Consider the following 18,807-nt stretch of genomic DNA (forward strand, 5'->3'; position numbering starts at 1 on the left):
AACGCGTGACCGGTGCCCGTGAACCGGGGCAGCAGCTTACGTGAGCCGCCGTCCCGGTCCACCGGGGGCGTTCAGGGGATCAGCGGGCCGCCCCGGCGGGGGCCTGCGCCGCCCTGCCGTCCCCCTCGGCCGCCCCCGCCCCGGCCGCCTCGGCACGGCTGAGCGCGACGGCGCGGGTGTCCGGCATGAGGAGGTAGGTCACCAGCGAGATCAGCGCGCAGCCGGACACGTACCAGAAGAACATCTTCTCGTGGCCGCCGCTCTTGAACCACAGGGCCACGTACTCGGCCGTGCCGCCGAACAGCGCGTTGGCGACGGCGTACGGCAGCGCCACGCCCAGGGCGCGCACCCGGGTCGGGAACAGCTCGGCCTTCACCGCCGCGTTGATCGAGGTGTAGCCGGTGACGATCACCAGGGCCAGCAGGGACAGGCCCAGCGCCGACCAGTACGAGTTCGCCGAACCGAGGGCCGTCATGATCGGGTACGTGCCGACGGTGCAGCCCACCGCGAAGGTGATCAGCAGCGGGCGGCGGCCGATCCGGTCGGACAGCATCCCGGCGAAGGGCTGGAGCACGGCGAAGAGGGCGAGGGCGGTGAAACTCACCAGCGTCGCCGTGGTCTTGGCCATGCCCGCGCTGCCGACCAGGTACTTGGTGAGGTACGTGGTGTACGTGTAGTACGCCACGGTTCCGCCGAGGGTCAGCGCCATCACCAGCCCGGCCTGCCGCCGGTGCTCCCACAGAGCCTTCAGCGAGCCGCGCGGGCTGTCGTCGTGGGCGCCCTCGTCCGAGGACTCCTCCTTGAACGCGTCGGTCTCCTGGAGCCGCCGACGCAGCCAGAAGACCACCACCGCGAACAGGGCCCCGAGGACGAACGGGATCCGCCACCCCCAGCTCGACAGCTGGGCGGCGGTCAGCGTGTGCTGCATCGTGATCAGGATGCCGAGGCCCAGCAGCTGCCCGCAGGTCATCGAGACGTACTGGAAGGACGAGCCCAGCCCGCGCCGGCCGCGGGCCGAGGCCTCGGTGAGGTACGTGGCGCTGGCCGCGTACTCGCCGCCGATGCTCATCCCCTGGAGCAGGCGCGCGAGCAGCAGCACCAGGGCGCCGAAGTACCCGGCCTGGCCGTAGGTCGGCGCGACGGCGATCATCAGGGCCGCCACCGACATCATGGTGACGGTGAGGGTGAGCGCGCTCTTGCGCCCGTGCCGGTCCGCGGCCCGGCCGAGGATCCACCCGCCGACGGGCCGCATCAGGAAGCCGACCGCGAAGATGCCCGCCGTGTTCAGCAGCTGGGTGGTCGGATTGTCGCCGGGGAAGAAGGAGTCGGCGAAGTAGATCGCGAAGCTCGCGTAGACGAACCAGTCGTACCACTCCACGAGGTTGCCGAGGGACCCGCCGATCAGGGCGAGGCGGCGCCTGGCGCGCTCCTCCCGCTGCGGCGACTCGGGCGTGACGGCGGACGAGGACATGGCGGCTCCAGACGGAAGTCCCTGACGGGAGGGGGAACGCCCCGGATGAGGGGGTGCCCAGAGCATGGATCCGGCCCCGGACCCGGACAAGGCCCGGCACCCAGATCTAACGTTCCGCTAAGGAACCCGCAGGTGGCCCCTGACCGGCCGGCTGTCTAAGCTGCGGATCATGGACGGACGGGGGGCCGGGGCGGCCTGGCACGGCGAGGAACGGGCGCGGGCAGGGCACGAGGAGATACCCGGCCTGCTGCGCGGCCTGGTGACGGCCGGACAGCGGCGTCGCTCCTGGGAGCAGTTGGAGAGGCGACTCGGCTGGTGGCCCGGCGACCCGCTCTTCGCACCGGTCGCGTCCCGGCTGTTCGAACTGCTGCCGGACCTGGACCGGCGGGGCCGCCTGGACGTCCTCGAATTCCTCGCCCGCCGTGCCCGCGACATCGTGAGCTCGCCCCGGGAGGTGAACCGGCCGGCCTTCCTCGTGTACACGGAGTACGTGCCCCGCACGGCCGCCCTGCTCGCGGACCCGGTTCCGGCGGTACGGGCCCACGCGGCCTGGCTGCTGCGGGAGTTCCCGGGCGCCGGTCCGATGGCACCGCAGGCGCTGCGTGACCAGGCCGCGGTCGAGAGCGACCCGGCAGCGCTGGTCTCGCAGCTCCTTGCCCTGGGGCGGCTCTCGGGGCGCGGCGACGACGCGGTGTCGTGGCTCCGCCCGTGGCTGGAGCACAACCACGCGTACGTGCGGCTGGCCGCGGCGACGGCCGTGCTGGCGGCGGCCGCGCCGGGCCGGGCGCGGGGTGCCGGTCGGGTGGCCGCCCTGGCGTTGGCGGATACCGGCGGCAAGCCGCTGCCGGGCGTGCCGAGGTGGTGGCCCCACGGCCTGAAGCCGATGACGGAGTGCGCGCGGCACCCGCGGGAGGCGGCCGACCAGGTGACGGTGCTTTCCGGACAGCGCAGCGCCGACCTCCGCTGGGAGGCCGTACGGCTGGCGGGCACCCAGCTGCGGTACTGGCGGAGGCCGGAGGCGGGACTCTGGGAGACCGTCCTCACCGCCCTCGACGACGAGAACTCCGTGGCCGGCGCGGCGCTGGACGTGCTCGCCGGGTGCGGACCGCTGGCGGCCCCGTACGCGGACCGGCTGGCCCGCTTCGTCGAACGGGCTGGGCCGACCGCCCGGACCGGCTCGATCGACGCCGCCGTGAAGGCCCTGGTCGCCGTCGGCGACGACCGAGCCCTGCCCTGGTACCGGCAGCGGCGCGGCCACCACTGGCTCAGGGCCGAGCCGCTGCCCGTACGGTGGGCGCCGCAGCTGCTCCCGGACTGCCGGAGGCTGCTCGCGGGAGACCGTGCCTCCAGTGGCGTTCCCGAGGTGCTCGCCACCCTCACCCGGTGGGGCCCCGCCTCTGCACCGGCCGTTCCGGAGCTGGCCGCGCTCCTCGACACGCCGTACGCCCGGGCCGCGGCCGAAGCCCTGGGCAGGATCGGCCCGGCGGCCGCGCCCGGTGCCGGTGCACTCGCCGGGCTCGCACGGGGCGAGTGGCGGCCACGCCGCTACGACGGGGCCCCCGACGGCGAACCCCACCGCTGGCGGGGCAGGCAGACCGCCGCCTGGGCGCACTGGCGCGTCACCGGCGACCCGGAACTCGCCCTGCGCGTGGTCGGCGCGGCGACCCGCGCGGGACTCGGCCGCCCCGTTCTGAGGTACCTCGCCGACCTCGGCCCGAGGGCCGCCGCCTATGCCGACGCGGTCCGGCCGCTGCTCGACTGCCCGGGCGAGTGGAGCCGGGTCGGCGCGGCCGAGGCGTGGTGGCGGATCACGGGCGACGCGGCCACGGCCGTCGCCGTCCTGCTGCCCGAGCTGCGCCCGCTGGCCGGCCACGCGGCCACACCCCTGCTCCTGCGCGCCGTCAGGGTGCTGGGGGAGATCGGCCCGCCGGCGGCGGCGGCCGTACCGGTGCTCGGGGCGGTGACCGCCTCCGAGCGCCGGTACGGCACGGACATCCTGCGGGACGAGGAGCTCTGCCGGGTGACCACGACGGCGCTCGAACGGATCGGCTGAGCCGTCACGGACCAGAAAGTGGACCACCGGCCGGCCGGTGCCCGCCGGGTGCGGGCGAAGCCGTCGCGGTGCCCGGCCGTCAGGACACGGGTGTGGCGGCCTGCGAACCGGCCCACGGGACTGCATCCGCCGCCGCGTACATCCACGGCCGCACATCCCGGTGTTAATGTCGGCGCCATGGCCAAGACCGAAATAGACCTGGTGACCGCCGAGTTCTTCGGTGCCTTCGACAACCGGGGCGGCAGGAAAGCCGACTTGGCGGAGATCGGCCGGCTGATGCTGCCGGGCGGAGTGATCGTCAAGACCGGCCCGGACTTCGCCGCCTACACCGTCGACGAGTTCGTCGAGCCCCGCCGCAGGCTGCTGTCCGAGGGCCGTCTGACGGAGTTCCGCGAATGGGAGACCTCCGAACGGACCGAGATCGAGGGCGACATCGCCTCCCGCTTCGGCGAGTACCGCAAGTCCGGGATCCTGGACGGCGAACCCTTCGAAGGCGGCGGCACCAAGACGATCCAGTTCGTCCGCACCCCCCAGGGCTGGCGCATCGCCGCCTTCTCCTGGTACGACCGCCCCTGATCCTGCCCCCGGGCGGACGCGGACCTCACCGGCCCCCTGCTCCCGGAGCAGCCAACTCCACGTCCACCACCGCCAGTTCATCCAGCCGCCCCATGACCTCCAGCTGCTCCCGGTAGCGCTCCAGCGCGGTGCGCACCAGTCCCGCCCGCCCGTGCTCCAGCGCGTGCATCCGCCGCGCGGCGTCGACCGCCTCGGCCCGCAGCGCCAGCGCCGTCGCCGGCTGGAGCGCGAAATCCTGCCGGCTGTACTCGTACAGCGCCTCCGCCAGCCGGGGCAGGTACGCCAGCGGGCTCACCCGCACCAGCAGCCGGTAGGCGGCGACCTCCTGACGGACCGGCAGGGTCCCCGATCCGAGGAGGGCCACCCGGGCCCGGAGGACGGCTTCGTGATTGATGTGCGCCGAGGAATTCATGAGGGAGATTCTGAAAGCCGCACGGGTGCCCAAACAAGGGCATTCGACTGTGCTTTCGGTCCTACGAAAACCCCCTCTGACCTGTCATGATGGATACGTCTTCACCCCTGCGCCCGGAACTCGCCCCCGGGCCCCGGCCCCCGCGCCCCGGCCGTCAGCCGGCCGGGACCGTCGTCGTCGGGGTGTTCCAGCCGGAGATCCGCAGGGCCGGTGCCGCGTCGCGGAGGTCGGCCGTGCGGTAGGTCGCCGTCAGCGTCGCCGATTCGCCCGGCCAGAGGGTGATCTGGTTGTCGCTCCACCGGACGGGCAGCAGCGGCTCGCCTCCCGCGCCCAGCAGGTGCACGTCGGTGAGCAGGGCCGGGGCCGTTCCCGTACCGGCGTGGCGTACGGTCACCGTCGTCGTCGAGACCCCCTGGCCGTCCGAGGCCGTGGCGGCCGTCGTCGCCACGGCCGACCGCGGCATCGAGTTCAGCCCCTTGAGGTCGGCGTACGCGGTGGTCGGCGTGTGGTACCAGGTGCTCCTGGAGTAGTCGGGCACGTCGGCCCGGGCCGAGAGCCAGTAGACGTTGCGGCTCACCTCCCGCCCGGTGGCGTCGGTGAGCAGCAGCCGCGCCAGATGGGTGGTGGCGAGGCCCGGCACCGACGCGGGCAGGGTCAGCGCGGTGCTGCTCGCGCCGCCGCCCGCCACGTTCAGCCCCGTCACCGTCCGGTCGTAGCGCTGCGTGCCGTCGGGGTCGAAGAGGGTCACCCGCGCGGTCAGGCCCGAGGCCTCGGACGTGCGGCTGTTGACGACCGACACGGCGCGGTTGTCGTACCCGTACTGGATGTGCAGGGGCTCGTTCGCCTTCTTCGCCCCGAAGTAGGCCCCGCCCTGGTCGAGGTAGCGGTCCACCAGCTGCCAGTGCAGCGAGGTCCAGCCGCTGTTGAACATCCAGTACACGACCCCGGTCGACGGCGCGGAGGCGTCCTTCGCGTTGCGGGCGTACGCCTCGAACTGCGCCCGCACGTTCTCGTACTGGGCGAGCTGCGCCTTGCGCACGTAGTCGTCGAGGCCCGTCGGCGCGCCGTAACGGCCCGCCAGGGCAGCGTCGTACAGCCTGAGCGTCGCGAAGGTGGCCGAGGGCGAGCGGTGGTACTGGGCCGCCGAGGGGTCCTTCCACAGGCTCTCCAGCTCCGCCGGCGACATCATCCGGCGCAGCGTGTCGAGGGTCGGCACGTCCGGCCCGGCGCTGGTCTCGGAGTTGAAGCCGGTCGCCCCGCCCTCCCGCTTGGCGTACCAGTAGCCCGGCGGGACCCAGTCGTAGGGGCCGGTCATCTTCATCCCGGAGCGCCCGGTGATCGGCGAGGACCGCGCGGAGGCCGAGGGGACCACCGGGGCCGTCCAGTCGGCGTCCCGCAGCGCGTCGAGGTAGCCCTGCTCGATCGTCCGGTTCGGGGCGAAGTCGCTGCCGATCAGGAAGGAGGCCACGCTGGGGTGCCGGCGCAGCCGTGCGGCCTCGGCGGCCATGGAGGCCTTCGCGACCGGGTAGTCGGCGCTCTCCCACCGCTCCCCGGCCTCCGAGCCGTTGACCTCCCCCTCCCACTTGTCGCAGCATTCCCATCCGGGCAGCGTGAGGATCCCGTACCGGTCGGTGAGGTCGAAGAACTCGTCGGGCTCGATGTGCCCCTCCAGGCGCAGCGCGTTCAGCCCGAGGTCGACGGCGTACTTCAGCCGGTCCTCGACGTACCGGGTGTCCCAGCGCAGGAACTCGTCGGGGGACCAGCCACCGCCCCGGATCAGCAGCGGGCGGCCGTTCACCACGTACTGGCGCGCCCCGTCGGCGTTCAGCGGCGCCCGCACGTCGCGGATGCCGAAGGACTCGTGCGCGGTGTCGGAGGGCAGGCCGTCCACGGACGCGGTCAGGTCGAGGGAGTACAGGGGCTGCCCGCCCATCGCGGCGGGCCACCACACGCGGGGCGACTCCAGCCGCAGGCCCGGGTGGTCGGCGGGGGAGAAGACCACGGTCCGGGTCTCGTGCGGGGCGAGGGTGACGCTCCGGCTGACGGAGGCCGGGCCGACGGTGCCCGAGACCGTCGTGGTGACGGCGGCCGCCGAGTCGTTGCGTACCCGGGCCTTGACGGTCAGCTCGGCCGAGGACATCGAGGGCAGCGCCAGGGAGGTCACCACGTGCGCGTCGCGCAGGGCGACCGGGCCGCCCCGGCGCACCGTGACGTCGCGGACGATCCCCATGTTCTCGTCGGGCGGCGGCTGCAGCCAGTCGAGCCAGCCCATCGTGAGGCGCTTGCGCGGGTTGTTGGGCTGGATCCGGAACGCGACCGTATTGGTGCCCGCCCTGACCAGGTCGGTGACATCGAGTTCGTGCCGGGTGTAGGTGCCGGTGACGGTGCTGGCGTCGGCGATCCGGCGTCCGTTGACGTAGACGTCGGCCGCGGAGATCACCCCGCTGAAGTCCAGGTACGTACGGGCGCCCGTGTCGGCGACGAGGAAGTCGGACCGGTACCACCACGGCACGGTGAAGTCCCCGGCCGGGATCCGCTTCTGGTTGGTGGAGTAGAAGGGGTCGGGGTGGACCCCGGCCGCGAGCAGTGCCGCGAGGACGGTGGACCGGGACCCGGCGGGGTACCAGCCCGTCGCCGGGTAGCCGGGGCTGGACACGGCGGCGGCGGTGTCCGCGACCTTCGCCGTCGACTGGATCGCGTACCCGGCCAGGGCCGTTCCGGTCCCGGGCGCCGCCGCGACGGCGGTCGCCCGCGCTCCGGCGGCCGGCGGGGGCGGGGGTGCGGGTGCGGGCGCCGCGGGGGAGGATCCGGCGGCCAGGACGAGGACCAGGGAACCTGCGGCGAGGGCGGCGGTCCGGGTGTACGCGGGGGCGGGGCGGTGCGGCACGGGGGGACCTCCCGTGGGGGAAGGGGCTCGGGATTCCGCGCGGAGTCTGTCACGGCCGGCCCCGGGACACGCGGCGACGGCCCGCGTCCGGCGCGGCGTGCGCCGGCCGCACGGCGTGTCCCGGCGGCCGCGCGGGAGCCGATCGGCTGATCCGGCGCGGCCCGGACCGGCGTGTCCCGGGGGCGGGGCGCGGGCCGCCGGCTCCTACGCTCCCCGGCGCGGCTTCCCGGCCCTCCGCGAGCCGGCCGGCGCCCGCGACCGCACTCCGGAGTCACCCGAGGGAGTCGTCCGCAGGCACAAGTCCTCCAGCGCCGGTCCGCTCGGAAGCCTCCGCCGGGCCCGTACGGCGTCCGTCGCTGCCGCCGTGCTCACGGTCGCCCGCCCCGGGACGGCGCTGGCGGCGGCCGGCGACCTGGATCCGGTCAGCGGGCGGCCAGCCGCCACTGCCGCTCGGGCCGGCTCCCGCACGGGGCCTGCACGACGGCCGCGGCCTGCCGGGTGTCCGCCCCGGCGACGGTCAGGCACAGCCCGCTGTTGTCGTTGACGAACCGGTACAGCGGCCGTCCGGAGTCGTCGGAGCCGTCGCGGTCGAGCCGCCACAGGTGGTCGGGGTAGTCGCCGCACGGGAACTGGTTGACCACGACGCCCGAGGCCTTGTCCGCGGCGGGCACGGCCGCGCAGAAGCCGCTGTTGTCGTTGACCACCCGGTACACCGGCCCGGCGCCGCCGCGCCCCCACGGCTCGACGCGCCAGAAGTGGTCGGGGAAGTTCCCGCACCCGAACTGGTTGAGCGCGACGACCTCGGTGCTCGCTCCGGGCACCGCCAGGCAGAACCCGCTGTTCCGGTTCACGATCCGCACCGGCACGCCCACGGAGACCCCCTCCGCCCCGGCACCCCGGTCCCCGTCCCCGCCGCCCGTGGCCGACGGCCGCGGGGTGGCGGACGGCGCGGGCGTCGGCGGGGCCGCGGGCGGAGCGGCCGGGGAGGCCCGCGGGTCCGCTGCCGGGGTGCCGGGCGCGTCTGGCGTCACGGCGGGGGAGGAGGCCGGCGCCGGCGCGGGGGGCGCCGCGGCACCCGTCCTCACGTCGGACGGCGGCCCGCCCGGGGCCGCCGGGGCCGTCCGCTGCTGCGCCACGACGACCGTGGCCAGCACGCCGACCAGCGGTATCACGACGCCGACCACCCACCAGGCCCACCTCGGCGGGGCGTGGCCCGCCGCCCCGCCCGCCGGGGCCGCCCCCGCCGTCGTTCTGCCCGCCTCGGAGTCCTCCGACATGACCGCCCCCCGGTTCAACTCGCCCCGGGACAAGTATCACTGACGGGTCATCGGACGGACGGCCGGATCCTCGGCCGGGGCCGTCCGCCCGGCGGCGGCGGACCGCAGCAGAGAGAGGAAGGCTCCGACCGCCGGGGAGTGGCGGAGCCCGCGCGGAGTGCCGGCGTACACCTTCCGGCAGGGCAGGTCCGCCGGGTCGACCGGGACGAGGGCGATGTCCGGCCGCACCGCCCCGGCCGCCAGCTCCGGCAGCACCGTGATGCCGAGCCCGGCGGCGACGAAGCCCTGCTTGGCGGTCCAGTCGTTGACCCGGAACGCCACGCGCGGCAGGAAGCCGGCCGCCAGCGCGGGTGCCAGCAAGGTCTGTTCGGGGCGGACGTCCCCCTCGATCCAGTCCTCGTCGGCCAGTTCGGACAGGTGCAGTACGGAGCGCCCCGCGTACCGGTGGCCGCGCGGCAGCGCCACGTGCATCGGCTCGTCCAGCAGGTGGTGCAACTCCGGTCCGGGCAGCGCGATCCCGGCGGGCGTGCTCAGCACGGCCAGGTCGAGGCCGCCCTCGGCCAGCAGCGCCGCGTGCTTGGCGGTGGGCCCTTCCGAGTGGACGACGGTGACGCCCGGGTACCTGTCCCCGAAGGCGGCCAGGGCACGCGGGACCAGGGACACGTTGGCGGCGGCGAAGGCCCCGATCCGCAGCGTGCCGCCGCCGAGGGAGCGCAGCGCGGTCAGTTCCGCGCGCGCCGCCCGCATCCGCTCCCGCATGCCCTCGGCGTGCGGGAGCAGGACGCGCCCGGCCTCGGTCAGCCGCACCCCGCGCGGCAGCCGGTCGAACAGGGCTGTGCCCCACTCCTCCTCCAGGGCCTGGACCTGCCGGGAGACGGCGGACTGGGTGTACCCGAGGGCCTGGGCGGCGGCGGTGAAGGAGCCGTCCCGGGCCACCCGCAGGAACACCTCGTACAAGCCATGTGGATCGGACATGGCAGCCATGCTAGACATTCGCTTGTCGCATGTCTCGGCTGGTCCTAGCGTCGGGGCCATGGAGAAGATCGCATTCCTCGGCCTCGGAGCCATGGGCCTGCCCATGGCCCGTCGCCTGCTCGCCGCCGGCCACCCGCTGACCGTCTGGAACCGCACCCCGTACAAGGCCGGACCGCTGGTCGCGGCCGGCGCCCGTCTCGCCGGCGGCCCGGGGGAGGCGGTCGCCGGGGCCGACGTCGTCATCACCATGCTCGCCGACCCGGCCGCCGCCCGTGCCGTGGCCGACTCCCTCCTCCCTGCCCTGCGTCCGGGCACCCACTGGATCGACACCTCGACCGTGGGCCCCGGCGCGATCGCCGAGCTGGCCGCCCGCCTCCCGGAGGGGGTCTCGCTGACCGACGCGCCGGTGATGGGCAGCGTGGACCGGGCGGCGGCCGGACAGCTGGGGATCCTGGCGGGCGGACCGCTCCCCGACCCGGTGCGCACCGTCCTGGCCCGGCTCGGAGAGGTCACCGAATGCGGCGCCCCCGGCTCCGGGGCCGCCCTCAAACTGGTCCTCGTCAACGCGGTGATCGGCGGTGTGGCCCTGGTGTCCGAGGCCCTCCGCCTCGGCCGGGAACTCGGGCTCCCCGCCGACCTGGTCCGCGGCGAACTGGCCAAGGGCCCGCTGGCGGGAGCGGTGGCCCGCGCCTTCGCGGACGGCTCCCACTTCCCGGTGGCGCTGGCCGCCAAGGACGTCTTCCTGGCCCTGGACAACGCCGGTGCCCGGCTCCCGGTCCTGCGCGCCGTCCATGCCGAGCTCACCGCCCGCCCCGAGCTGGCCGGCCAGGACCTGTCCCGGATCAGGCCGCCGGCGCCCGTCTGGGACTGACCGGGCGCATGATGGCGGTGTGAGCCCGCCTCCGGCCGCCGGCGCCCGAGCCGCCGGGGTTCCCGGATTCCTGGACGTCGCCCCCACGCCCCGGACGGCCGTGGTGTGGCTCCCGCCGCCCGGGTTGTGGCCGCCCATCCAGGACATCCGGGCCGGCCACGACCCCCAGATCCGCCGCTGGCCGCCGCACGTGAACCTGCTCTTCGGCTTCGTGCCGGAGGAGGAGTTCCCGGCGGCCGTTCCGCTGCTGGCGGCGGCCGCAGCGCACTGCGAGCCCTTCTCCGTCCGCCTCAGCGGCGTGCGGACCTTCCGGCACCGCGCGTACGCCACCGTGTGGCTCGACCCGGCGGCGGCGGGCGAACGCCCCTGGACGGCGCTCCAGGAGGCCATGGCGGAGCCGTTCCCCGGCTGCCGGGGGCGGTTCCCGCACTTCACCCCGCACCTGTCGCTCGGCCGCACCCGCGACCCGCGCCGGCTGGCCCCGGAGTGCGCCGCCCGCCTGGGCGGCATGTCGGCCCGCGTCGATGAGGTGGTGCTGCTCTCCCGCCGGGGCGAGGGGCCGATGCGCCCCCGCGTCACGATCGCCCTCGGCACGGGCGAAACGGCCTGGCGGCACGCCTGAGGGCGGTCAGCGGGGCCCGGCCGCCAGCAGCCGGGTCCGGAACAGGTCGAGGACGGTGTCGAGCGCCTGCCGCGTGGGCTGTCCCGGCTCGTCGACGAGGTGCTCCGTCAGCACGGAGCGCGGGGGCAGCGCGCTGCCGGGGTTGGCCGCGGCGTCGTCGAGCTCGACGGCCACGAACGCGTCGCCCAGCTCGCGGCGCAGGTACGCGAACCGGTCGCCGGGCACCAGCCGGTCGCCGCGGAAGCGCAGGCCGAGCACTTGGAGGCCCTCGCGTTCGCAGCGCCCGCGAACGACCGCCAGGTCCTCGGGGGAGATGTCGATGCGGCCCGCACGGCCGGGGGTGCAGGCCAGCGGCAGCGACGGCTGGGACAGCACCGGGGCGAGCAGGCGCGGGTCGGTGGCCATGGCCAGCGCGAACCCGCCGGTCAGGCACATCCCGACGGCGCCGACCCCGGGGCCGCCGCAGCGTTCGTGCTCGGCCGCGGCGAGAGCCCGGAGCCAGGACACCACCCTTGACGCGCGCCCGGTGGCGAGCAGCGTGAACTCCCGGCTCACGCACACCTGCCGCATGGCCGACGCCACGTAGCGCCCGGCCTTCGGCCAGCCGGCGGTGCGGGGATCCGCGTCCCGGCCGGGTTCGCCGAAGAGCACCGGCAGTACGGCGGTGCAGCCCGCCTGGGCCACCCGTTCGGCGAACTCCAGGACCTTGGGGGTGATGCCCGGGATCTCCGCCATGACGATCACCGCCGGCCCGGAGCCCCGGCGCAGCAGCCGCCGGGTGGTGCCGTCGTGCGTGAACGTGCCCTTGGTGAAGCCGGTCAGGTCGTGATCTGCCACGGGTCTTGCGTTCCCTCCGGTCGGATCCTCCTGGGCGGCCATCAAGTTACCTGCACGTAGGGGCTCGCGGTCAACAGGCCCCCCCTGCCCGACCCAAGATCATCCGTATGCAGAATGACCCGTATGTCGATGACAAACCTGCCGAAGCCGGCCACCCTTGACGACGCCCCGTCGATCAGCCGTGCCCTGGCCCGCGCCTTCCACGACGACCCGATGATGAACTGGTTCTTCCCCGCCGAGGACTCGCGCGAGGAAAACCTGACCCGGTACTTCAGCACCATCTACACGCGCCAGTACGTCCGGCACGGCGTGTGCGAGCGCACCGACGCGGCGGCCGCCTTCTGGGTGTCGCCGGAGGGGCACGAGAAGTCCGTCCCCGACGCGGAGACCATCCGGGAGCTCACGGAGATCCTCGGCGACCGGGCCCACCTGTTCCGCGACGCCGTCGAGCTGGCCGCCCAGCACGCGCCGCAGGAGCCGCACTGGTACCTGGCGCTGATCGGCGCGGACCCGGCCGGCCAGGGCCAGGGCCACGGGTCCGCACTGCTGCGCTCGGGCCTGGCCAAGGCCGACGCGGCGGGCCTGCCCGTCTACGTGGAGTCCTCCAAGCCGTCCAACCTGCCCGTCTACGAGCACTTCGGCTTCACGGTCCTGGGCGAGGTGGAGCTCCCGGGCGGCGGCCCGACCCTCTGGGCCATGCGCCGCGCCCCCCGCACGGCGTAGCACCAGCGGCTCCTGCCCGGGCCGCGGGGCGGGCCGGGCAGGAGCCGTTCAGCAGTCGAACCGGACGGTGAGCCGGACGTTGTGTCGTCGCCGTGCGGCGCGGCGGGGGTCCCCATCACCGTCCAGACCGGCTTCCACCCGCCGTCGGGCGGCACGGCCTCGCCCCGGGTCATCCGCTCCACGCGGTAGCCCCGCCCCGTCTGTCCGCGCATTCCACGAAGCCGTGTATGTCCGTCCCCGTGGACGCCGATTCTCCGGACGGGTGCGGGTGGGCGCCATCGGATCTGAGCGCCGGGCCCCGGCCCCGGTACGCCCAGCGGGTGCGGGGTGCGGCCGGATGCGGAAAGCTGGGCAGTGCCGCGGCGGCGGGACGGACTGGCGAGGAGGGGCTGATGGAAGCCATGGAAGCTTCGCGAGGGACCCGGCCCGTACGGGTACGCCGGAACGGGGCCCGCAGGGCGGCGCTGCTGTGCGCGCTCGCGGCCCTCGCGGCGGCCGCGGTCCCGGCCTCCGCCGCCCGCACCCGCGCGGCCCCGGACCCGCTCGTCGTGGTCGACTGCTTCGCGAAGCCCCAGGTCCGCCCCGAGGAGTACCTGCTGGCCTGCGGCGACGGCAACAACCGGCTCGTCGGGCTGCGCTGGGAGAACTGGGGGCCGAGCACCGCGACCGCGACCGGGACCGACATGGTCAACGACTGCCGCCCGTACTGCGCGGCGGGCCACTTCCGCGCCTACCCGGTGACGGTGACCCTGAGCAAGCCGCAGCCCTGGCCCGAGCGCCCCGACGTCCGGCGCTTCACCACGATCCGGCTGCTCTACACCGACACCGCACCGCACCCGGTCCCGAAGGACGTGACGTACAAGCTCGTGTACTGAGACCCCGCGCGCAAAGGACCGGCCCGGCCCCTGTGAGGCGCCGGACCGGTCCTTTGCGTCGTACCGCCCGCCGGGGGTCAGTCCGTGCCGAACTCCATCGCGGCGCGGTCCAGCATCTGCTCGTCGGCGGAGACCTCGCCGCGCGAGGCGATGGCCTCGGCGCCGCCCTCCGGCATCTCCGGCATGGTGCCGATCAGACCGGTCGCGGCCGCCTGGGCGGCGCCGACGGCGGGGCTGCCGGTCCCGATCAGGCCGAGCACGGCGTACTGCTCCAGCTTGGCGCGGGAGTCGGCGATGTCCAGGTTGCGCATGGTGAGCTGGCCGATCCGGTCCACCGGGCCGAAGGCCGAGTCCTCGGTGCGCTCCATGGACAGCTTGTCCGGGTGGTAGCTGAAGGCCGGGCCCCGGGTGTCGAGGATCGAGTAGTCCTCGCCGCGCCGCAGCCGCAGGGTCACCTCGCCGGTGACGGCCGCGCCGACCCAGCGCTGGAGGGACTCGCGGACCATCAGGGCCTGCGGGTCCAGCCAGCGGCCCTCGTACATCAGCCGGCCGAGGCGCCGGCCCTCGTTGTGGTACTGGGCGAGGGTGTCCTCGTTGTGGATGGCGTTGACCAGGCGCTCGTACGCGGCGTGCAGCAGGGCCATGCCCGGCGCCTCGTAGATGCCGCGGCTCTTGGCCTCGATGATCCGGTTCTCGATCTGGTCGGACATGCCCATGCCGTGGCGGCCGCCGATGGCATTGGCCTCCATGACCAGGTCGACGGCGGAGGGGAACTCCTTGCCGTTGATCGTGACGGGACGGCCCTGGTTGAAGCCGATCGTCACGTCCTCGGTGGCGATCTCGACGGACGGGTCCCAGAACCGGACGCCCATGATCGGGTCGACGGTCTCCACGCCGGTGTCCAGGTGCTCCAGGGTCTTGGCCTCGTGGGTGGCGCCCCAGATGTTGGCGTCGGTGGAGTACGCCTTCTCGGTGCTGTCGCGGTAGGGGAGGTCGTGGGCCAGCAGCCACTCCGACATCTCCTTGCGGCCGCCCAGCTCGGTCACGAAGTCCGCGTCCAGCCACGGCTTGTAGATCCGCAGGTGCGGGTTCGCGAGCAGACCGTAGCGGTAGAACCGCTCGATGTCGTTGCCCTTGAAGGTCGAGCCGTCGCCCCAGATCTGGACGTTGTCCTCCAGCATGGCCCGGACCAGCAGGGTGCCGGTGACGGCGCGGCCGAGCGGGGTGGTGTTGAAGTAGGCCCGCCCGCCCGAGCGGATGTGGAACGCGCCGCAGGTCAGCGCGGCCAGGCCCTCCTCGACCAGCGCCGCTCGGCAGTCGACCAGGCGCGCGATCTCGGCGCCGTAGGTCTTCGCGCGGCCGGGCACCGAGGCGATGTCGGGCTCGTCGTACTGGCCGATGTCGGCGGTGTAGGTGCACGGGACGGCACCCTTGTCGCGCATCCACGCGACCGCGACGGAGGTGTCGAGGCCGCCCGAGAAGGCGATGCCGACGCGTTCGCCGGCGGGAAGGGAGGTGAGGACCTTAGACATAGGAAGATTATGCATGCTGCCGCATGGTCATGCAATTCCGGATCGGTGGAGCCCTTCGTTCCTCAGCTCCCGCCGCCGAAGGCCCAGGACTCGATGTCCCGGTAGTGGATCGGTCCCGGACCCCGGCCGATGTTGCTGCCGACCAGGTGCAGGCGCTCCGCCCGCCACTCCCGCCCGCTGAACGCGGCGAGCCCGGCGGCGGCCTCCAGTGCGGCGCGGGGATCGCTCCGCCGGGCCCGGGCCAGTGTCAGGTGGGGCCGCAGCGGCCGGTCCGCGAAGCCGATGCCGCACTCCTTGACCGCGGCGCGCACCTCGGAGGCCAGTACGTGCAGCTCCTCCAGCTCCCCGTCTATCCCGCTCCACAGCACCCGCTCGTCGAAGTGCCCGCCGCCCTCCAGGGACAGCCGCAGGGGCCGGCGTGCCCGTGCCAGCTCCGCGAGCCGGGGCCGCAGCGGCGGGACGGCTCCGACCGGGAGCTCCCCGAGGAACGCCAGGGTGATGTGCCAGTCCTCGACGCGGTTCCACCGCATGCGCGGGTGCGCCTCGTACGCGGGGGCGAGCGCCCGTTCCAGCTCCTCCTTCGCGTCGTCGGGCGGGGCGAGGGCGATGAAGACGCGGACGGTCGCGGCCTGGGTGTGTTCCTTCACGTACGCCTTCGTACCGCCTCCCGGCCTCCCCGGTCACCTTCCGCCCCGTCAGATCCGCCCAGGGGTACCGCACGGCCTTCTATCTCCAATCTCGGTTGTTCCTAGAATGGCGGGATGGAGGACATCGATGCGATCGCGGTGCTGCAGGATCCCGTGCGGCGCCGGCTGTACGAGTACGTGGTGGCGCAGGGCCGCGAGGTCGGCCGGAACGAGGCCGCCGAGGCGGCCGGGGTGGCGCGCACCCTCGCCGCGCACCATCTGGACAGGCTGGCGGGGGCCGGCCTGCTGGAGAGCGGCAGCCGCCGGCTGACCGGCCGCTCGGGGCCGGGGGCGGGCCGTCCCGCCAAGGTCTACACGCGGGCGCGGACCGAGTGGTCGGTGTCCCTGCCGGCCCGCGACTACCGCACCGCCGCCGAACTGCTGGCCGAGGCCGCCGAGCGGGCGGGGCTGGACGCCGGGCTCTGCGAGGCGGCGCGCCGCCGGGGTGAGGCGCTGCGCGGTCCGGCGGCGCCCTGCGGCGGGCTCGAGGAGGCGATGGAGGTGCTGGCCGCCCGCGGCTACGAACCGCACCTGGAGGACGCCGCGGGGGAGGGCGGGGCGGCCGCGCCCGTCGTCCGTATGCGCAACTGCCCCTTCCATGCCGTCGCCGAGCGCTTCCCGCCGCTCGTCTGCGGAATGAACCTCGCCCTGCTGGAGGGGCTGCTCGGTGCGGACGGTCCCGTCCGCGCCCGGATGGACGCCCGGCCGGGGGAGTGCTGCGTGGTGGTGGAGTCTTCTAAAAACAATACTCATTGACATAGAAATGCGCCCCGTGCTGGGATGAGGCCATGACCGCATCCCCGCACGGCCCTGCCGCCGTCCACCTGGCCCAGCTCAACGTCGCGACGCTCCGCTACCCCCTCGAAGACCCGCGCCTGGCTCCGTTCGTCGAGATGCTCGACCCGGTCAACTCCGCCGCCGATGCCGCGCCCGGGTTCGTGTGGCGGCTCACGGAGGAGGGGGAGGGCGACGCCACCGCCCTGCGCCCCCTGGGCGAGGACGTCATCGTCAACATGTCCGTGTGGGAGAGCCGGGAGGCGCTGTGGGACTTCGCCTACCGCAGCGGGCACCTGGAGGTGATGCGGGGCCGCCGTGACTGGTTCGAACGGCACGTCGAGGCGCACATGGTCCTGTGGTGGGTCCCCGCCGGGCACGTCCCGGGCGTCGGCGAGGCCCTGGAGCGGCTGGCCGACCTCAGGGGGCACGGCCCGTCCCCCCGCGCGTTCACCTTCGCCTCCTCCTACACCGCGGCCGAGGCCGCCCCGCACCCCGACGCCGCGCCGCCGGCCGGCGGCGCGGTGGTCCAGGGGGCGCCCGTCGGATAACCGGTGGCGCGCCATCCCCGCCGGGCGGCAGGATCCGCGGTGTCCGGGGGCCGCGAACCCCCGCGGCCGCCCACGCCCACCCCGCCCAGGGAGTCCTCATGGCCGTCGCCGAGTCCGATCCGTCCGGGTACCGGCCCGAGGTCCGCACCGCGGCCGGGGTGCTGCGCGGCGGCCGGGAGGCGGGTGTCGCGGTGTTCCGCGGCATCCCGTACGCCGAGCCGCCGGTCGGCGCGCTCCGCTTCGCCGCGCCACGGCCCGTACGGGGCTGGAGCGGAACCAGGGAGGCGCTCGCGTACGGGCCGCCGCCCCCGCAGGCCGGGGCGCTCGGCATGGACGCGCTCGCCGCCCGGGGCGCGGCGGGCGACGACTGGCTGACGCTCAACGTCTGGACGCCCGAACCCGGGCCGGCCGCCGGACTGCCGGTGATGGTGTGGATCCAGGGCGGGGCGTACACGGTCGGCATGTCGGGCCTCCCCGAGTACGACGGCGGCCGGCTCTCCCGTGAAGGCGGCGTCGTCGTGGTGACGTTCAACTACCGCGTGGGCGCCGAGGGGTTCGCGCAGATCCAGGGAGCGCCGTCCAACCGGGGCCTGCTCGACCAGGTCGCCGCCCTCACATGGGTGCGCGACAACATCCGGGCCTTCGGCGGCGACCCCGGCCGCGTCACGGTCTTCGGCCAGTCGGCCGGCGGCGGATCGGTCGCCGCGCTGCTGGCCATGGACTCCGCGGCCGGGCTTTTCCGGCGGGCCGTCGCCCAGAGCGCGCAGGGCACCTTCTTCTCGCCGGAGCTCGCCGCCGACATCGCCGCCGCCTGCGCCGCCGAGCTGGGGCTGCGCCCCACCGCGGCCGACCTGTCCGGCGTGGCCCCGCACCGGCTGCCCGCCGCCGGGGACGCGCTCACCGCCGGGATCGAGGGGCGCGCGGACAGCTGGGGCCGGGCCGCGCCCGCGAAGATCCCCTTCGCCCCCGTCGTCGACGGCGAGACCCTGGCCGTCACGCCCTGGCAGGCGCTGCGCGCCGGCGCGGGGCGCGGCGTGGAGCTGCTCGTCGGCCACACTCGCGACGAGCAGCGCCTGCTCACCGCGCTCGACGGTCTGCTCGGCCAGGTGACGGGGGAGCAGGCTGCCGACGCCCTGCGGGCCTTCGCCCCCGGCCCGGACGGCGCGCGCCGCTACCGGGACGCCTTTCCCTCGGCGGGCCCCGACGAGCTGTACGAACTGGTGCGCTCCGACTGGCTGTTCCGCATGCCGACGCTGCACCTCGCCGAGGCCCAGGCGGGCGCGGGCGGCCGCGCGCACGTGTACGAGCTGACCTGGCAGGCCCCGGGCATGGGCGGTGTCCTCGGCGCCTGCCACGGTCTGGACGTACCGCTCGTCTTCGGCAACCTGGACCGGGGCCAGCCCGCCCTGCTGATCGGCGAGGGCCCGGCCTCGCCCGAGGCGGAGGCCGTGTCGGCCGCCATGCGCGCCGCGTGGACCTCGTTCGCCGCGCACGGGGACCCCGGCTGGCCCGCGTACGACGCCGGCCGGCGTCTCGTGCGGGTCTTCGGCGCGGAACCGGCCGTCGCCGCCTACCCGGAGGAGCCCTCGCGCCTGATCTGGCGGGACCACGGCTTCCCGGTGCTGCCGCTGGGCGCCGTATAGCTCGGTCATCGACATATGTCGGCGTCCGAGCTATCGGGGGGC

The 18,807-nt window shown here is 74.8% G+C and carries 17 protein-coding genes; 9 read left to right on the plus strand and 8 right to left on the minus strand.

Annotated elements, in window-relative coordinates:
* Positions 1-79 precede the first annotated feature (79 nt).
* Complete coding sequence (locus ACZ7IF_RS07110) at positions 80-1,471, minus strand: MFS transporter (protein WP_470964355.1); 1,392 nt, start codon at positions 1,469-1,471, stop codon at positions 80-82.
* A gap of 169 nt (positions 1,472-1,640) precedes the next feature.
* On the opposite strand from ACZ7IF_RS07110, the gene ACZ7IF_RS07115 reads away from it, so the two are divergent.
* Together ACZ7IF_RS07115 and ACZ7IF_RS07120 are read left to right on the plus strand one after the other, a co-directional pair.
* Entirely contained in the window at positions 1,641-3,524 is a 1,884-nt protein-coding gene (locus ACZ7IF_RS07115; protein ID WP_470964358.1) for a hypothetical protein, read from the plus strand.
* Between the two features lie 177 nt (positions 3,525-3,701).
* On the plus strand, positions 3,702-4,100 hold the full coding sequence (locus tag ACZ7IF_RS07120; RefSeq protein ID WP_470964361.1) for a nuclear transport factor 2 family protein: 399 nt from the start codon (positions 3,702-3,704) through the stop codon (positions 4,098-4,100).
* Between the two features lie 25 nt (positions 4,101-4,125).
* On the opposite strand, the gene ACZ7IF_RS07125 is transcribed toward ACZ7IF_RS07120, so the two are convergent.
* From ACZ7IF_RS07125 to ACZ7IF_RS07140, 4 genes are all read right to left on the minus strand, one after another.
* The gene (locus ACZ7IF_RS07125; protein ID WP_470964364.1) at positions 4,126-4,512 is read right to left on the minus strand and encodes a hypothetical protein; all 387 of its coding nucleotides are present in this window, start codon (positions 4,510-4,512) and stop codon (positions 4,126-4,128) included.
* A 154-nt stretch (positions 4,513-4,666) separates the two neighbouring features.
* On the minus strand, positions 4,667-7,399 hold the full coding sequence (locus ACZ7IF_RS07130) for a glycoside hydrolase family 2 protein (RefSeq protein WP_470964367.1): 2,733 nt from the start codon (positions 7,397-7,399) through the stop codon (positions 4,667-4,669).
* Between the two features lie 422 nt (positions 7,400-7,821).
* Entirely contained in the window at positions 7,822-8,676 is an 855-nt protein-coding gene (locus ACZ7IF_RS07135) for an RICIN domain-containing protein (RefSeq protein ID WP_470964370.1), read from the minus strand.
* A gap of 36 nt (positions 8,677-8,712) precedes the next feature.
* Positions 8,713-9,651: a LysR family transcriptional regulator gene (locus ACZ7IF_RS07140; RefSeq protein ID WP_470964373.1), complete on the minus strand. Its 939-nt coding sequence runs from the start codon at positions 9,649-9,651 to the stop codon at positions 8,713-8,715.
* 58 nt (positions 9,652-9,709) lie between these two features.
* On the opposite strand from ACZ7IF_RS07140, the gene ACZ7IF_RS07145 reads away from it, so the two are divergent.
* Together ACZ7IF_RS07145 and ACZ7IF_RS07150 are read left to right on the plus strand one after the other, a co-directional pair.
* A complete protein-coding gene (locus ACZ7IF_RS07145) occupies positions 9,710-10,522 on the plus strand; it encodes an NAD(P)-dependent oxidoreductase (protein WP_470964376.1) in 813 nt (270 codons plus the stop codon).
* Positions 10,523-10,541: 19 nt separating this feature from the next.
* Positions 10,542-11,144 (plus strand): 2'-5' RNA ligase family protein, encoded by a 603-nt coding sequence (locus ACZ7IF_RS07150; RefSeq protein WP_470964379.1) that lies wholly within the window; start codon positions 10,542-10,544, stop codon positions 11,142-11,144.
* Between the two features lie 6 nt (positions 11,145-11,150).
* Here the strand turns inward: ACZ7IF_RS07150 and ACZ7IF_RS07155 are convergent, their stop codons facing one another.
* Positions 11,151-11,981 (minus strand): dienelactone hydrolase family protein, encoded by an 831-nt coding sequence (locus ACZ7IF_RS07155; protein ID WP_470964381.1) that lies wholly within the window; start codon positions 11,979-11,981, stop codon positions 11,151-11,153.
* Positions 11,982-12,095: 114 nt separating this feature from the next.
* Here ACZ7IF_RS07155 and ACZ7IF_RS07160 point away from each other — a divergent pair, with 114 nt between their 5' ends.
* Both ACZ7IF_RS07160 and ACZ7IF_RS07165 read left to right on the plus strand, forming a co-directional pair.
* Positions 12,096-12,704, plus strand: a complete 609-nt coding sequence (locus ACZ7IF_RS07160; RefSeq protein WP_470964383.1) for a GNAT family N-acetyltransferase — start codon at positions 12,096-12,098, stop codon at positions 12,702-12,704.
* Between the two features lie 401 nt (positions 12,705-13,105).
* Positions 13,106-13,579, plus strand: coding sequence for a hypothetical protein (locus tag ACZ7IF_RS07165; RefSeq protein ID WP_470964630.1), 474 nt, complete (start codon positions 13,106-13,108; stop codon positions 13,577-13,579).
* 77 nt (positions 13,580-13,656) lie between these two features.
* On the opposite strand, the gene argG is transcribed toward ACZ7IF_RS07165, so the two are convergent.
* Both argG and thpR read right to left on the minus strand, forming a co-directional pair.
* A complete protein-coding gene (gene argG, locus ACZ7IF_RS07170; protein ID WP_470964386.1) occupies positions 13,657-15,111 on the minus strand; it encodes an argininosuccinate synthase in 1,455 nt (484 codons plus the stop codon).
* Between the two features lie 62 nt (positions 15,112-15,173).
* A complete protein-coding gene (thpR, locus tag ACZ7IF_RS07175; RefSeq protein ID WP_470964389.1) occupies positions 15,174-15,758 on the minus strand; it encodes an RNA 2',3'-cyclic phosphodiesterase in 585 nt (194 codons plus the stop codon).
* Positions 15,759-15,872: 114 nt separating this feature from the next.
* On the opposite strand from thpR, the gene ACZ7IF_RS07180 reads away from it, so the two are divergent.
* From ACZ7IF_RS07180 to ACZ7IF_RS07190, 3 genes are all read left to right on the plus strand, one after another.
* The gene (locus ACZ7IF_RS07180; protein ID WP_470964392.1) at positions 15,873-16,553 is read left to right on the plus strand and encodes a helix-turn-helix transcriptional regulator; all 681 of its coding nucleotides are present in this window, start codon (positions 15,873-15,875) and stop codon (positions 16,551-16,553) included.
* Between the two features lie 32 nt (positions 16,554-16,585).
* A complete protein-coding gene (locus tag ACZ7IF_RS07185) occupies positions 16,586-17,122 on the plus strand; it encodes a DUF3291 domain-containing protein (protein WP_470964395.1) in 537 nt (178 codons plus the stop codon).
* Between the two features lie 98 nt (positions 17,123-17,220).
* Positions 17,221-18,765: a carboxylesterase/lipase family protein gene (locus ACZ7IF_RS07190; RefSeq protein WP_470964398.1), complete on the plus strand. Its 1,545-nt coding sequence runs from the start codon at positions 17,221-17,223 to the stop codon at positions 18,763-18,765.
* Positions 18,766-18,807 lie beyond the last annotated feature (42 nt).

The organism is Streptomyces sp. NPDC037421, from assembly GCF_055602105.1.

What these genes read in the sequence shown, in the direction of transcription:
- ACZ7IF_RS07190 (WP_470964398.1), top strand. Translation starts at nt 17,221, where the DNA reads ATGGCCGTCGCCGAGTCCGATCCGTCCGGGTACCGGCCCGAGGTCCGC.
- argG (WP_470964386.1), bottom strand. Translation starts at nt 15,111, where the DNA reads ATGTCTAAGGTCCTCACCTCCCTTCCCGCCGGCGAACGCGTCGGCATC.
- ACZ7IF_RS07180 (WP_470964392.1), top strand. Translation starts at nt 15,873, where the DNA reads ATGGAGGACATCGATGCGATCGCGGTGCTGCAGGATCCCGTGCGGCGC.
- ACZ7IF_RS07160 (WP_470964383.1), top strand. Translation starts at nt 12,096, where the DNA reads ATGACCCGTATGTCGATGACAAACCTGCCGAAGCCGGCCACCCTTGAC.
- ACZ7IF_RS07120 (WP_470964361.1), top strand. Translation starts at nt 3,702, where the DNA reads ATGGCCAAGACCGAAATAGACCTGGTGACCGCCGAGTTCTTCGGTGCC.
- ACZ7IF_RS07165 (WP_470964630.1), top strand. Translation starts at nt 13,106, where the DNA reads ATGGAAGCTTCGCGAGGGACCCGGCCCGTACGGGTACGCCGGAACGGG.
- ACZ7IF_RS07145 (WP_470964376.1), top strand. Translation starts at nt 9,710, where the DNA reads ATGGAGAAGATCGCATTCCTCGGCCTCGGAGCCATGGGCCTGCCCATG.
- ACZ7IF_RS07185 (WP_470964395.1), top strand. Translation starts at nt 16,586, where the DNA reads ATGACCGCATCCCCGCACGGCCCTGCCGCCGTCCACCTGGCCCAGCTC.
- ACZ7IF_RS07135 (WP_470964370.1), bottom strand. Translation starts at nt 8,676, where the DNA reads ATGTCGGAGGACTCCGAGGCGGGCAGAACGACGGCGGGGGCGGCCCCG.
- ACZ7IF_RS07115 (WP_470964358.1), top strand. Translation starts at nt 1,641, where the DNA reads ATGGACGGACGGGGGGCCGGGGCGGCCTGGCACGGCGAGGAACGGGCG.
- ACZ7IF_RS07125 (WP_470964364.1), bottom strand. Translation starts at nt 4,512, where the DNA reads ATGAATTCCTCGGCGCACATCAATCACGAAGCCGTCCTCCGGGCCCGG.
- ACZ7IF_RS07140 (WP_470964373.1), bottom strand. Translation starts at nt 9,651, where the DNA reads ATGTCCGATCCACATGGCTTGTACGAGGTGTTCCTGCGGGTGGCCCGG.
- ACZ7IF_RS07110 (WP_470964355.1), bottom strand. Translation starts at nt 1,471, where the DNA reads ATGTCCTCGTCCGCCGTCACGCCCGAGTCGCCGCAGCGGGAGGAGCGC.